Origin of the sequence: Candidatus Avelusimicrobium alvi (assembly GCF_958451995.1) — a bacterium.
GTDB lineage: Bacteria > Elusimicrobiota > Elusimicrobia > Elusimicrobiales > Elusimicrobiaceae > Avelusimicrobium > Avelusimicrobium alvi.
This window is the reverse complement of the sequence record NZ_CAUDSG010000005.1, coordinates 49,612-61,578: the sequence shown is the minus strand read 5'-3', so window position 1 is coordinate 61,578 and position 11,967 is coordinate 49,612. Positions and strand designations below refer to the sequence as shown.

Below are 11,967 nucleotides of genomic sequence, written 5' to 3'. Positions count from 1 at the left end.
TTTTTTTTTTTTGATAAATTGGGGAAAGACCTATTGGGTCGTATCCCCTCGCATACCTCGTTTAAACTCTTTTCTCCGGGGATATTTGGTCCATTCCCGTAAGGATGGAAGGAGTTTCTATGAAACGTATTTTTATCGTGTTATCCCTGCTGTCAGTCCCGTTACTCGCAGTAGCAGAAAATAAAATCAAAATGGTAACATACTTTCCGGTGCCGTATGTGGCATACAGTAAGATTAACGCCAGTAAACAATTAGACATAGGCCTTACGTCCGCCTGTGAAATGAACTTAGGCTGTTCAGAATCCGGCGCTTTGGGTATTCGCCCGTTACAGGCCACAACCGTCAACCTGAACCGGGGAAAATTAGATTTAAACACGGCTTCTGCCGTAAAAAGTACGAACGTAGCTTTGGGGAGCGGTTCTGGAGAGGCGAATATAGATTTCTCTACAAACCTGCGTATCGGCACGTTAAACAACGGCTACAGTCTGGAAGCCGCTGATATGACGGTGGACGAACTGAAATTGTTTGCGTCGCATATGCGTACAGGAGGGGAAAAATTCCCGTCGTGCGCGGCAACGGGAGCAAGCGGCGCGCCGCAGGTGTCGTGGCAGAAAGTAAAACTCAAAAAAGCGGAAGAAGTGTATCTGGTATGCGGTACGCCAAAACAAATGGCGGATTGTAATGCTGCATCTCGGCCTTCGTCCAGTCAATCTTGTAATGGCTGCGGAACGCAGACGCGCAGCGTGACTTGCGACACTTCCACAGGGCAGTGGCAGACGGGAGAGTGGAGCGCTTGTTCTGGCGGATCTCCTGCTCAAACCACCCAGCAGGAAAGTTGTTCTTTTACTGCATATTATTACTATCATTCCCAGAGCGATTCGCCTTCCACGCGTTTGGGGCCAGCAACAATAAGTGGTACTCGGAGTCGCAGCTGGAATACTCGTACATGCAGTTGGGGAAGTTGGAGCCGTTGTTCGGGCGGTGCATATGTGAGTTTGGGTTCCTTTACAAAAAGTAATAATAAATCGTATTGTCAAAAGGCTTCATCCTCTCTCTGTAATCAGGGACCCAATACGTTAAATGGAACGTGCAATTGGGCCCAATCCATGGGATTATCCGGCGCATATTGTGTTTCCCCATATGGCAGCGGATGTTATATTTATCAGTGCCAAACATTAACTGAGTAATTTCTGATAATAAAGCGCTTCGGATATAAATTCCGAAGCGCTTTGCCATAAGAATGTTTTTTGCCCGTTTCGCGTGCGGTCTTTTTTGTATAGTATATATATGGACCAATCCGTTTTGACCGCTCTTCTGTTGAGCTTTCTGGCCGGGGCTGCCACTTCTGTCGGCGGCGCGCTGGCGTTTGTGATTAAAAAGGAAAATCTGTCCGTCCTGTCGCTGGGGCTGGGGTTTTCCGCGGGCGTGATGATTTACGTCTCTTTTATGGAAATTCTGCCGCAGGCTACACACTCTCTTTCCGCCCTCTACGGAGATAAACCCGGCGCGTGGATGAGCACGGGCATATTTTTTGCGGGTGTCGTCATTGCGTGGCTGATTGACACGCTGCTCCCTTCCCACCACGTGGAAGAACACACGCTGGATAAATCCGCCAAACTAAAACATTTGGGGATGTTCACCGCGCTCGCGCTGGCGATTCATAACTTTCCGGAAGGGCTGGCCACATTTATGGCGTCTATGCAGGACGCCACGCTGGGCGTTTCCATCGCCGTGGCGGTGGCGATTCACAACATCCCGGAAGGCGTGGCCGTCGCGCTTCCCGTGTATCATTCCACGGGCAGCCGTTCCAAAGCGTTTTGGTACAGCGCCGGGTCCGGCATGGCCGAACCCGTCGGGGCCGTGTTGGGGTTTTTCCTGCTGCGCTCGGTATTGCACGACGCGGCGTTTGGCGTGATGTTTGCGCTTATCGCCGGGATTATGATTTACATCGCGCTGGACGAGCTGCTTCCCACCGCGCATGAATACGGGGACGGGCATAAAGTCATCTGGGGCGTGCTGGGCGGGATGATGATTATGGCGCTTTCGCTGTTATTGTTTTAAGCCGGCATACATAAAAAAGCCCCCGTCAACCGGGGGCTTTTTTATGTATGCAAATGTTAGAAAATAAGCGGAGCCAGTACGAACGATATCATAATCCCCAGCGAGTAGCTGGTTACGTTGATGGTAACGCTGAGCATCAGCGAATCGTACAGGGAAATGCGTTTGCGGTTTATCAGCCCGATGATAAGGGCTTCGGCCAGTACGCAGAAAATCCATAAAACCGCCGTCTCCTTAAAATAACGCGCCAAAAACAGCCACGATACGGCGGTGGTCAGCAGATTGGCAACGGCTACGCTGTATAAGATAGTAAAACTTTTTTCGGTATACGAAAGATACGCCGCCGCGGCCAGCAGTTCAAGCACTAAAATGATGATGAGGGAAATCCACGCGTCCCGGCGGACCCAGGAGCCGGTATCCGGCGCGGCCGACGAGGGTTCCACCTGCAGGCTGTCTTCGTTTACATACACGTTAAAGCGCGAGCGCAGGGTGTCGGGCGAGGCAAAAACATTGCTTTCGCGTTTGGTGCCGTCCGTAAACGCGATGATGAGCTTTTGGTAATTGTCGTATTCGTAGGCGATGGAGAAACATTCCCCGGCCGAGCAGTACAGCTTTTGCAGCCCGTATACGCCCAGGGGTTTGCTGTCAAAACACTGGTTGTCTTCGCACTGGATTTGTTCGCTGTGCAAAGGGTCAATAAGCGGCTTGGAAGGCGTGTTGTAGATGAACGAAAACTCCATTTCCGGCTTGGGGGAAACGTCCGCCCACAGCGGCGAAAACAAGCAGAAAAAAAGCGGCAGCAAAAGTAATTTTTTCATTTTTTTCTCTCGGTATTCTTTATTTTGTATTATAACATTAATGAAGTAAAGGGGGAATGAAAATGTTTTTTACCAAAACGCAAAACGAAAAATACGCCGATGTAATGATTTGGGCCCTGCAAACCGCCCGCCGGAACGGCAAGTTTAAACCGTACGACGCCGTCCTGCTGCGAAGCGACCTGGCCGCCCTGCCGCTGGCCCGGGCGGTGTACGGCAAACTGATTGCCCTGCGCTATAACGTGATTACGCGCTTCAACGCGCCGGAAGCCTTTTCCAAGGAATTTTATCAACGCGCGGACGATAAACAGCTGGCGTTTGTGGCGGCTGGGGAAAAGGAATTTCAGGGCGGCATCAACGGCTTGATTTCCCTGCGCGCGCCGGAAGATTTGACGCATTTAAAAAGCGTGGATCCCGCCCGCATTGCCAAAAGCGCGGTGGCGCACAAACCCCTGCGCGAAATTTTGGACGTGCGCGAACAAAAGGGGCTCTTTTCCTGGACTTTGTGCAATTATCCGACGGAGGAGCTCGCCAAGCGGGCCGGGCTTTCCGTTAAAGAATACGCCGGGCAGATTGCGCGCGCCTGCTTTTTAAACGAAAAGGACCCCGTCAAAAAATGGAAGGAAGTTACCAAACAGATTACCGAAATCGGCGCGTGGCTTTCTTCTCTGCCCATCCGCACCCTGCGCGTGGAATCGGCGCATATGGATTTTGAGGTGCTCTTGGGCGAAAAACGCAAATTTATCGCGGGCGGCGGCTGTAACGTGCCTTCGTTTGAGATTTTCACCTCGCCCGACTGGCGCGGCACGCGCGGCGTATATTTTGCGGATTTGTCTTCTTACCGCAGCGGCAATTACGTCAAAGGCGTGCGGCTGGAATTTAAAGACGGCCGCGCCGTAAAAGCCGGCGCCGAACAGGGCGGCGAATTTGTACGCAAAATGCTGGCGATGGACAGAGGCGCGGCGCAAATCGGCGAGTTTTCGCTTACCGACCGCCGGTTTTCCAAAATCACCAAATTTATGGCCGATATTTTGTATGACGAAAACTTCGGCGGCAAATTCGGCAACTGCCACGTAGCCGTGGGCGCAAGCTATGCGGACACGTTTTCCGGCCCGCAGGCCAGGCTGGATAAAAAGCTGAAGGAAAAACTCGGTTTTAACGATTCTTCCCTGCATTGGGATTTGATTAACACCGAGGATAAAACCGTTACCGCCCGCTTAAAAGACGGTTCCAGCGCGGTTATCTACGAAAAAGGCCAATTCCGCTATTAATCTCTGCTGTGTATAGGCCATAAGACCCACAAAAAGGTGGGTCTTATGGCCCTTGTTGCGTGCATACAGATTGTTTAAACTAAAAATATAGATGTTACTTTACCAAAGGAGTTTAACATGAAGAAACTGATGATGTTGGTGGCCCTATCCGTTTTAACCCCTTGTGTATTTGCGCAGTCTTCCGTAAACACCGCCGCTATCCAGCGCGCGGCCAAAGCCGGAAAAGACAGCAAAGCGGCCCGCGTGGAAACCCTTTCCAAGCGCGTACTGGCCGAATTGGAATCCTTCCGCAAGCAGGCGTATAAGTGGGAGTATTACGAAGCGAATTATATGTTCCAGTCCATGGACGGCCTGCGTGAGAGCTATATGGCGCTGCGCGCGGAATCTGTCCCGGCGGCCCGCAAGGTGGCGCCGAAGGTCAATGAGCCTGTATTTGTGGCGAACGGCAGAACCCAAATTAAGGTGGAAGATTATTTGCGTATGGAAACGGTCAGCCTGTGGCAGAGCGAACAGGTGAAATTTGACGCGTTCCACGATGCGCTGGCGGAAGACTTGGCCGCCGCGAAGAAAGCGGACTCCGCCGCGGAAGAGCAAGCCGCCGCCGCTTTGCCGGAAGATTTTAAAAACGGGCTGGAAAGCTTCCGCGCCTATGTGCAGCAATCTAAAACCTTCAATTCCAACTTCGTCTTGCAGAGCATGATGAACGCGATGGACGCGTTTAACGCGAATTTGAAAAAGGACCCGAAATCCGGCCCGGCCATGGCGAAAGAATTTGTCAAACCGATTCAAGCCGGCTGGGGTACCGTGGTGGATCCGGTGGCCTTTATTAACGACCATGCCTGCGAAGTCTGGCCGATTCAGGAGGATTTGTATAACTTTAGAGACCAGTTGGTCAGACTTTCCCGCTGATTTCCTGGCACCGATTATTAAAAACTCCCGGGTCAAAACCCGGGAGTTTTTGTCTGTCCGGCTGGAAAAGCGGGCGGGATAAATGCGGAAATACGGCCCATAAAAAACGCGCCGGAAAGGCGCGTTGGGTAAATTGGAAGAAGCGGGGGGTTAAATTTCCTGATGGAGCACTTTTAAGGCGGCTTTTTCTTTGGCGACGGGCAGGCATTCCTGCACGCGGAAATGTTTGCCGTCCACGCTTTGCGAGATGGCGGCGATATCCGCATCCGTCAGCACTTCTTTATCATACGTGGTGCGAAATTCGTATCCCAGGCCGCTTTGGCGGATTAAATCCATGGATTCGCGCAGTACGGCGGGGTTGAATTCCACGCCCGTAATCAGCGCGTATTTGTCCAGCGGGGCCTTTAAATCCATGGCGATAAAGTCCACCAGCTTGTCCTGAATTAATTGTTTGAGCATATCGGGCCGGGTGCCGTTGGTGTCCAGCTTAACGGCGTAGCCCATGGCTTTTAATTTGGCTAAAAATTGGGGCAGATCTTCGTGCAGGGTAGGCTCCCCGCCGGATACCACAACGCCCTCCAGGGTGCCCTGGCGGCGTTTTAAAAAGGCGTCTATTTCCTCTTCGGCAACGGGTTCGGCGAACAGGTGCGGATACACCAGCTCCGGGTTGTGGCAGTAGCGGCAGCGGAAATTGCACCCTTGGGTGAACACCACCGCGGCCGGCCGGCCCGGAAAGTCAATCAGTGTAAATTTAATCAGTCCGCCTATTTTCATGCCGGAACCCGTTGCAGAATAAGAGAAAACTTATTTTTCGCAGTCGCAGCCGCAAGAGCAGCCGACGTGCATGGTTTTTCTCATGGCAAATTCTTCTTTTTTGCCTTTGTTCCAGTTCTGGACGGGGCGCAGATAGCCCACTACTCTGGAGTATACTTCGCATTTGGAACCGTGAACTTCGTTCATTTCTTTTTTGAGTTCCGAGATTTTGTTTTCAACTACTTGTCTTTCCTGTGCAGTCATGGCTTTGTCTCCTAAATACAAGGTACAACTGTGTATCAACGGGAACGGGCCCGTGAAAACCCGTTACTTCATTATGGCACTTTGCCACGTCCGTTTCAACCGCTTTTTTGGGTTAGCTTTGCGGCGCAAAGTAACCCAAAAAAGGTAATTACTGCGAAGAACTATTTGCTGTAAAGCTGTTCTTCCAAAAGTTTTACTTGATGTTCCAGCTCCTGCATGCGTTCGGCTTTGCATTTGGGGCATTCAAAATGTTCGCCTTCAATGTAGCCGCACTTGGGGCAGACGCTGAACGTGGGCGTGATGGAGAAGTACGGCAGGGTGTATTTCTCGCACACGGTTTTGATGAATTTCTTCATCGCTTCCAAATCTTTGATTTTTTCGCCGGTGAAAATATGCTGTACGGTTCCGCCGGTGTATTTGGACTGGATGGTGCTCTGCAGGTCCAGCATTTCAAACACGTCGTCGGTATAGTTGACGGGCAGCTGGGAAGAGTTGGTATAGAAGGGCTGATGGCCCTGTTTGTACAGCTCTTCGTTGGCGCAGATGATTTCCGGGAAGCGTTCTTTGTCCAGCTTGGCCAGGCGGTACGACGTGCCTTCGGCCGGCGTGGCTTCCAGGTTATAGTTGTTGCCGGTTTCTTCCTGGAATTTTACCAGCGTTTCGCGCATAAACGTCAGCACTTTTTCGGCGAACGCTTTGCCTTTTTCGGAGCCGATGTCTTCGCCGATGAGGTTGGTGGCGGCTTCGTTTAAGCCCACGAGCCCGATGGTGGAGAAGTGGTTCTTCCAGAATTCGCCGAAGCGCTGGCGCACGGAGCGCAGGTAGAAGCTCATGTACGGATAGAGGTTGCCCTTGGTAAAGCGTTCAATCACTTTGCGCTTGATTTCCAGGCTGGTCTTGGCCACTTCCATGCGGTCTTTCAAATTGGCGAAGAATTCGTCTTCGTTTTTGGACAGATACCCCAGGCGCGGCAGGTTGATGGTTACCACGCCGATGGAACCGGTGAGCGGGGCCGAGCCGAACAGGCCGCCGCCGCGTTTTCTGAGTTCGCGGTTGTCAATGCGCAGACGGCAGCACATGGAGCGCGCGTCTTCGGGGTTCATATCGGAATTGATGAAGTTGGCAAAGTACGGAATACCGTATTTGGCCGTCATTTCCCACAGCGGGGTGAGTTTGGGGTTGTCCCAGTCAAAATCCTTGGTGATGTTATACGTCGGAATCGGGAACGTGAACACGCGGCCCTTGGCGTCGCCCGCGAGCATCACCTCGCAGAACGCGCGGTTGAGCATATCCATTTCGTTCTGGAATTCGCCGTACGTTTTGTCCTGCAGTTTGCCGCCGATGATGACCGGCTGGTCCTTATAATAAGAAGGCACCGTCAAATCCAGTGTCAGGTTCGTAAACGGAGTCTGGAAGCCCACGCGGGTCGGCACGTTGACGTTGAACAAAAATTCCTGAAGCGCCTGTTTTACTTCGTCGTAGGTCAGTTTGTCGTAATAGATAAAAGGCGCGAGCAGCGTGTCAAAGTTGGAGAACGCCTGCGCGCCGGCGCTTTCGCCCTGCAGGGTGTAGAAAAAGTTGACCACCTGGCCCAGCGCGGTGCGCAGGTGTTTGGCGGGCTTGCTTTCGGCTTTGCCGACTACGCCCGTAAAGCCGCTTAACAGCAGGTCCTGCAAGTCCCAGCCCACGCAGTAGGCGCCCAGCAGGCCCAAGTCGTGCAGGTGGAAGTCCCCTTCCGAGTGCATGCGGCGCACATTGTCCGGATAAATTTTGTTGAGCCAGTAGACTTTGCTGATTTCAGACGAAATATAGTTGTTCAGCCCCTGTAGCGAATAGCCCATATTGCTGTTTTCGTTCACCTGCCAGTCTATTTTTTGCAGGTATTGGTCCACCAGGTCTACGTTAAATTTGGAAGTAATCTCGCGCATGCGGGCGTGCTGGTCGCGGTAGAGGATATAGGCCTTGGCCGTTTTGTGATAATTGGAAGTAAGCAGCACGTCTTCCACGATGTCCTGCACGTTTTCCACGTTCGGCACGGTGTCCGAATACAGCTGCTGGATGATGTTGATGGCGCGGATGGTCAGTTTTTTAGCGGTTTCCGGGTCAAATTCCCCGGTTACCTCGGCGGCTTTGGCGATGGCTTTGGTAATTTTTTTAGAGTCAAAACGTTGGGTGGTACCGTCTCTTTTGACGATATGCGTAATCACTTCAGAGTTTTCCATAATGTGTAGTCCTGGTAGAATATTCGCCGTTGTCTAAAGTAACGACTTTTAAAATTTTGACAAAAACAGACAAAAATTGCAAATTCCGTCTGAGCGTTTGCGTTTGGCAGGTTTGGTAAAAACAAATCCCCGTCGGAGAAAATAGTTTTTTGCCGCTGCTGGCGGACGCGGAAAACGGCGTGCTTCTTAATAGTAATTATTACTAATAAAGAAAATCTTGTCAAACTTTTTTTGGACCTATAAAAATATGCCCCAAAATATAAGGCAAAACGGGCGGCGCGGTTTTAAAGGGTCCCAAAACGCCTGGGTCCTTTTTTCGGCCCAAATAGGTCTTTTTTGTTTCCGGAAAACCCTTGATCCGGACGGCGCGCCGGAGGTCCGGCGCGGAAAATAACCCTTTCCGGGGGTTGACGGAGGGCGGGTAAACTGGTTTAATAAAAAAAAGGAAAGGGGGTGCTATATGGATTTTTATCAATGGTGTGTGTTGGCGGCGGTGGCGGCGTTTATCGTGTTTGTGGCGTTTGCGGTGCGCGCGTTTCTGCAAATTACCCGCACGGCCGAAGCGGTGGAGTATCTGGCCATTTCTACCGCGGAAAACGTGGATAAAGCCAAAAGCGCGTTTGATTTGATTGACAATGTTTCCACCATGCTGGATTCCACTTTTTACAAAGTGATGAAGCTGGGGATGGACCTCGTCAAACGTTACCGCGGCCGCTGAGGGCGTTTAACTGTTTTTACAAGGGCTCTTCCTTACGGGAGGGCCCTTTTTCATATGGTTAGGCGTTTAACGCCCACACGCCTATATTTAAATAGGCCGCATACATCAGCCATAGTCCGTAAGGGAGCAGGAGCCACGCGGCCGCGCGGTTTCTGCGCCAAAGCGCATATGCAAGCCATACGCCTTCGGCCAGCATCAGCGCCAGAATAAGCAGGGCGGCCGCCGGGTCGCGCCGCCCGAAGAATACGGGCGTCCACCAGGCGTTGAGCGCAAGCTGCACGATAAACAGAATCAGGGGTTTTCGCGCGGAGAGGCTGAGCCCGCGGCCAAAAGCCAAAAAAGCCGCAGTGCCCAGCAGTATGTACAATACGCCCCACGCCAGACCAAACAGGGCATCCGGCGGCGTAAACGGCGGCAGGGCCAGGGCGTGATACCAGCCCAGGTTGGCCTGTACCGCGCGCGCACCCGCCAGCGCGGGCAGCTGGCACAGGGCCAGCCAAAAAAGCAGTTTTAAAAAAGGCAGTATGCGTTTCATACTTTCACGCTAGCATTTTGCCGGCTGACGTAAAACCGGGAAAAAGGGTTAGTCCTATGGGCGGAGCGTGCCGTTTTGCTCCTAAAAATGGTAAAATAACCAGAGCGTATTTTTAACCTTTCAATCCGAGGACACTATGGACACGAAACTGATTACGGAAGTAACCGATTGGCTTAAAACCACCGATTTGGCCGAATTTTGCTACGAAAAAGACGGCGACTGCATTGAAGTAAAAACCCAAGAAGCCCTGCCCGAACCCGCACAGTTTTCCTGCTCGCTGACGGCTGTTACCGCGCCGTCCGTAGGCATTTACCGCGCGGCGGTTAAAGGCAAAGCGCTTCCGTTAAAAGAAGGCCAGGCCGTTAAAGAAGGCGACGCGCTGGGCCTGGTGGAAACGGTTTCCCAAAAACATAAAATCACGGCTCCCGTGTCCGGGAAGCTGCGCATCGTAACGGCGCAGGAAGGCGCGCCGGTGGAATTCGGCCTGCCGCTGTTTTTCATTGAGAGATAGGAGCCTTCTATGTCCGCCAATATCAAAATTACTCCTTTTAAAAAAGTTCTTATCGCCAACCGCGGGGAAATTGCCCTGCGCGTCATCCGCACTTTAAAAGAAATGGGCATTAAGTCCGTGGTCGTCTACTCGGAGGCCGACCGCGGCAGCCTGCATGTGCGCATGGCCGACGAAGCCGTATGCATCGGCGCGGCGCCGTCCCCTTTAAGCTATTTAAACATTGACGCCATCGTTACCGCCGCCAAAATCACCGGCGCGGACGCGGTTCACCCCGGTTACGGGTTCCTGTCCGAAAATGCGGACTTCGCTTCCGCCGTTACCAAAGCCGGTATGACCTTTATCGGCCCCACCGCCGAAGCGATTGAAATGCTGGGCGTTAAATCCACCGCGCGCGAAATCGCGGTGAAAGCCGGCGTGCCGATTACGCCCGGTTCCGACGGCGTAGTGGGCAAAAACTTCCGCGAAGTGGCCCGCAAAATCGGTTTCCCGATTATGATTAAAGCGTCTTTGGGCGGCGGCGGCAAAGGAATGCGCGCGTGCCTGAAAGAAGAAGATTTGGAACGCATGATGAAAACCGCGCAGGGCGAAGCCAAGGCCAACTTTGGCGACGACCGCGTGTATTTTGAAAAACTCGTTTTAAATCCGCGCCACATTGAAGTGCAGGTGGCGGGGGACAATTACGGCAACGTCGTGGCGTTTGCCGAGCGCGACTGCAGTATGCAGCGCCGTCACCAGAAGCTGGTGGAAGAGTCTCCTTCTCCGTTTGTGGATGCGGTAACGCGCAAAAAACTGCAGGAAGCGGCCTGCAAGCTTGTTAAAGCCGCCAAGTACCGCGGTGTAGGCACCGTGGAGTTTTTGATGGCGCAGAACAAAGAATTTTATTTTATGGAAGTAAACACCCGTCTTCAGGTGGAGCATCCGGTGACGGAATCGGTCTGCGGGCTGGATTTGGTTAAAATGCAAATCCAAATCGCGCAGGGCGAACCGTTGCACGTAACGCAGGACGAAGCGGCCGTGATTAAATGCCACGCCATTGAGCACCGCATCAACGCCGAAGACAGCGAAATGAATTTCACCCCCTGCCCGGGCACCATTGAAGAATGGATTCCCGCCGGCGGCCTGGGCGTACGCGTGGACAGCCATATGTACACGGGCTATACCATCCCCAGCTATTACGACAGCTTAATCGCCAAGCTGATCGTCACCGCGCCGGACCGCACGAAATTGCTGGAACGCAGCCGCCGCTGTCTGGGCGAGTTTCAAATCGGCGGTGTAAAAACCACCATTCCGTTCCACCAGAAAATCGTGGGCAACGAAGATTTCATCCAAGGCAATATGGACACGGGGCTTATTGAGCGCATGATGTCCAAAGAAAAGGAAGCCAGTGAAAGCAAAAAATAAAATTCTCGGTCCGCGCGCCCTTAAAAAAATGCTGGAAACCGCGCGTAAGGAAGGGAAAAAAATCGTATTTACCAACGGCTGTTTTGACATTCTGCACGCCGGACACGTGAGCGTGCTGGAATTTTCGCGCGCCAAAGGCGACGTACTGGTCGTGGGCGTAAACAGCGACGATTCCGTCCGCCGTTTAAAAGGGCCTTCCCGCCCCGTCAACTGCCAGGCGGACCGGGCGCTGGTGCTGGCGGCGCTGGAAAGCGTATCGGCCGTCTGCCTGTTTAAAGAAGATACGCCGTATGAACTGATTAAACTCGTCCGCCCCGACGTGCTCGTCAAAGGCGGCGATTACAAACCCGGCGAGATTGTCGGCCGTGAATTTGCAAAAAAGGTGGTTCGGTTCCCGCTGTTAAAAGGCCGCTCCACCACCAATATAATTAAAAAGGTAAGTAAATAAACCGTTTGGCGGCCCCCGTTTGGGCGGCCGGCGGACGGTTGTTGCGCCACGAGGATAAACAA

Annotated in this window: 13 protein-coding genes; 8 read left to right on the top strand and 5 right to left on the bottom strand. The window is 52.5% G+C overall.

Annotation, left to right across the window (positions count from 1 at the left end; genetic code table 11):
- Positions 1-119: 119 nt before the first annotated feature.
- Entirely contained in the window at positions 120-1,187 is a 1,068-nt protein-coding gene (locus tag ACQY36_RS02035) for a hypothetical protein (protein ID WP_428077494.1), read from the top strand.
- Between the two features lie 100 nt (positions 1,188-1,287).
- A complete protein-coding gene (gene zupT / locus ACQY36_RS02030) occupies positions 1,288-2,061 on the top strand; it encodes a zinc transporter ZupT (RefSeq protein ID WP_428055255.1) in 774 nt (257 codons plus the stop codon).
- A 56-nt stretch (positions 2,062-2,117) separates the two neighbouring features.
- Here zupT and ACQY36_RS02025 read toward each other — a convergent pair whose 3' ends face one another.
- Entirely contained in the window at positions 2,118-2,876 is a 759-nt protein-coding gene (locus tag ACQY36_RS02025; protein WP_428071326.1) for a hypothetical protein, read from the bottom strand.
- 56 nt (positions 2,877-2,932) lie between these two features.
- Here ACQY36_RS02025 and ACQY36_RS02020 point away from each other — a divergent pair, with 56 nt between their 5' ends.
- Both ACQY36_RS02020 and ACQY36_RS02015 read left to right on the top strand, forming a co-directional pair.
- Positions 2,933-4,144: an aminopeptidase gene (locus tag ACQY36_RS02020; protein WP_428077493.1), complete on the top strand. Its 1,212-nt coding sequence runs from the start codon at positions 2,933-2,935 to the stop codon at positions 4,142-4,144.
- Positions 4,145-4,261: 117 nt separating this feature from the next.
- Complete coding sequence (locus ACQY36_RS02015) at positions 4,262-5,053, top strand: hypothetical protein (RefSeq protein ID WP_428077492.1); 792 nt, start codon at positions 4,262-4,264, stop codon at positions 5,051-5,053.
- A 150-nt stretch (positions 5,054-5,203) separates the two neighbouring features.
- Here ACQY36_RS02015 and ACQY36_RS02010 read toward each other — a convergent pair whose 3' ends face one another.
- From ACQY36_RS02010 to ACQY36_RS02000, 3 genes are all read right to left on the bottom strand, one after another.
- Positions 5,204-5,827: an anaerobic ribonucleoside-triphosphate reductase activating protein gene (locus ACQY36_RS02010; RefSeq protein WP_428055261.1), complete on the bottom strand. Its 624-nt coding sequence runs from the start codon at positions 5,825-5,827 to the stop codon at positions 5,204-5,206.
- A gap of 30 nt (positions 5,828-5,857) precedes the next feature.
- On the bottom strand, positions 5,858-6,070 hold the full coding sequence (gene nrdD, locus ACQY36_RS02005) for an anaerobic ribonucleoside-triphosphate reductase (RefSeq protein ID WP_428055263.1): 213 nt from the start codon (positions 6,068-6,070) through the stop codon (positions 5,858-5,860).
- A 161-nt stretch (positions 6,071-6,231) separates the two neighbouring features.
- Positions 6,232-8,277 carry a ribonucleoside triphosphate reductase gene (locus ACQY36_RS02000; protein ID WP_428071356.1) on the bottom strand — a complete coding sequence of 682 codons (2,046 nt, stop codon included), beginning with the start codon at positions 8,275-8,277 and terminating at the stop codon, positions 6,232-6,234.
- Between the two features lie 475 nt (positions 8,278-8,752).
- Here ACQY36_RS02000 and ACQY36_RS01995 point away from each other — a divergent pair, with 475 nt between their 5' ends.
- Positions 8,753-9,010 carry a hypothetical protein gene (locus ACQY36_RS01995; RefSeq protein WP_428077491.1) on the top strand — a complete coding sequence of 86 codons (258 nt, stop codon included), beginning with the start codon at positions 8,753-8,755 and terminating at the stop codon, positions 9,008-9,010.
- A gap of 58 nt (positions 9,011-9,068) precedes the next feature.
- Here the strand turns inward: ACQY36_RS01995 and ACQY36_RS01990 are convergent, their stop codons facing one another.
- Complete coding sequence (locus ACQY36_RS01990) at positions 9,069-9,545, bottom strand: TspO/MBR family protein (protein ID WP_428077490.1); 477 nt, start codon at positions 9,543-9,545, stop codon at positions 9,069-9,071.
- A 136-nt stretch (positions 9,546-9,681) separates the two neighbouring features.
- Here ACQY36_RS01990 and ACQY36_RS01985 point away from each other — a divergent pair, with 136 nt between their 5' ends.
- The 3 genes from ACQY36_RS01985 to rfaE2 are packed head-to-tail and all read left to right on the top strand — an operon-like array spanning position 9,682 to position 11,905.
- The gene (locus ACQY36_RS01985; protein WP_428055269.1) at positions 9,682-10,056 is read left to right on the top strand and encodes an acetyl-CoA carboxylase biotin carboxyl carrier protein; all 375 of its coding nucleotides are present in this window, start codon (positions 9,682-9,684) and stop codon (positions 10,054-10,056) included.
- Positions 10,057-10,065: 9 nt separating this feature from the next.
- Positions 10,066-11,457, top strand: a complete 1,392-nt coding sequence (gene accC / locus ACQY36_RS01980; protein WP_428077489.1) for an acetyl-CoA carboxylase biotin carboxylase subunit — start codon at positions 10,066-10,068, stop codon at positions 11,455-11,457.
- Positions 11,441-11,905 (top strand): D-glycero-beta-D-manno-heptose 1-phosphate adenylyltransferase, encoded by a 465-nt coding sequence (gene rfaE2, locus ACQY36_RS01975; RefSeq protein WP_428077488.1) that lies wholly within the window; start codon positions 11,441-11,443, stop codon positions 11,903-11,905. The genes accC and rfaE2 overlap by 17 nt, the downstream gene beginning before the upstream one ends.
- Positions 11,906-11,967 lie beyond the last annotated feature (62 nt).

Coding starts and splice junctions, on each gene's coding strand:
- ACQY36_RS02035 (WP_428077494.1), top strand. CDS start 120: ATGAAACGTATTTTTATCGTGTTATCCCTGCTGTCAGTCCCGTTACTC.
- ACQY36_RS02020 (WP_428077493.1), top strand. CDS start 2,933: ATGAAAATGTTTTTTACCAAAACGCAAAACGAAAAATACGCCGATGTA.
- ACQY36_RS01995 (WP_428077491.1), top strand. CDS start 8,753: ATGGATTTTTATCAATGGTGTGTGTTGGCGGCGGTGGCGGCGTTTATC.
- accC (WP_428077489.1), top strand. CDS start 10,066: ATGTCCGCCAATATCAAAATTACTCCTTTTAAAAAAGTTCTTATCGCC.
- ACQY36_RS02015 (WP_428077492.1), top strand. CDS start 4,262: ATGAAGAAACTGATGATGTTGGTGGCCCTATCCGTTTTAACCCCTTGT.
- ACQY36_RS01985 (WP_428055269.1), top strand. CDS start 9,682: ATGGACACGAAACTGATTACGGAAGTAACCGATTGGCTTAAAACCACC.
- zupT (WP_428055255.1), top strand. CDS start 1,288: ATGGACCAATCCGTTTTGACCGCTCTTCTGTTGAGCTTTCTGGCCGGG.
- ACQY36_RS02010 (WP_428055261.1), bottom strand. CDS start 5,827: ATGAAAATAGGCGGACTGATTAAATTTACACTGATTGACTTTCCGGGC.
- ACQY36_RS02025 (WP_428071326.1), bottom strand. CDS start 2,876: ATGAAAAAATTACTTTTGCTGCCGCTTTTTTTCTGCTTGTTTTCGCCG.
- ACQY36_RS01990 (WP_428077490.1), bottom strand. CDS start 9,545: ATGAAACGCATACTGCCTTTTTTAAAACTGCTTTTTTGGCTGGCCCTG.
- nrdD (WP_428055263.1), bottom strand. CDS start 6,070: ATGACTGCACAGGAAAGACAAGTAGTTGAAAACAAAATCTCGGAACTC.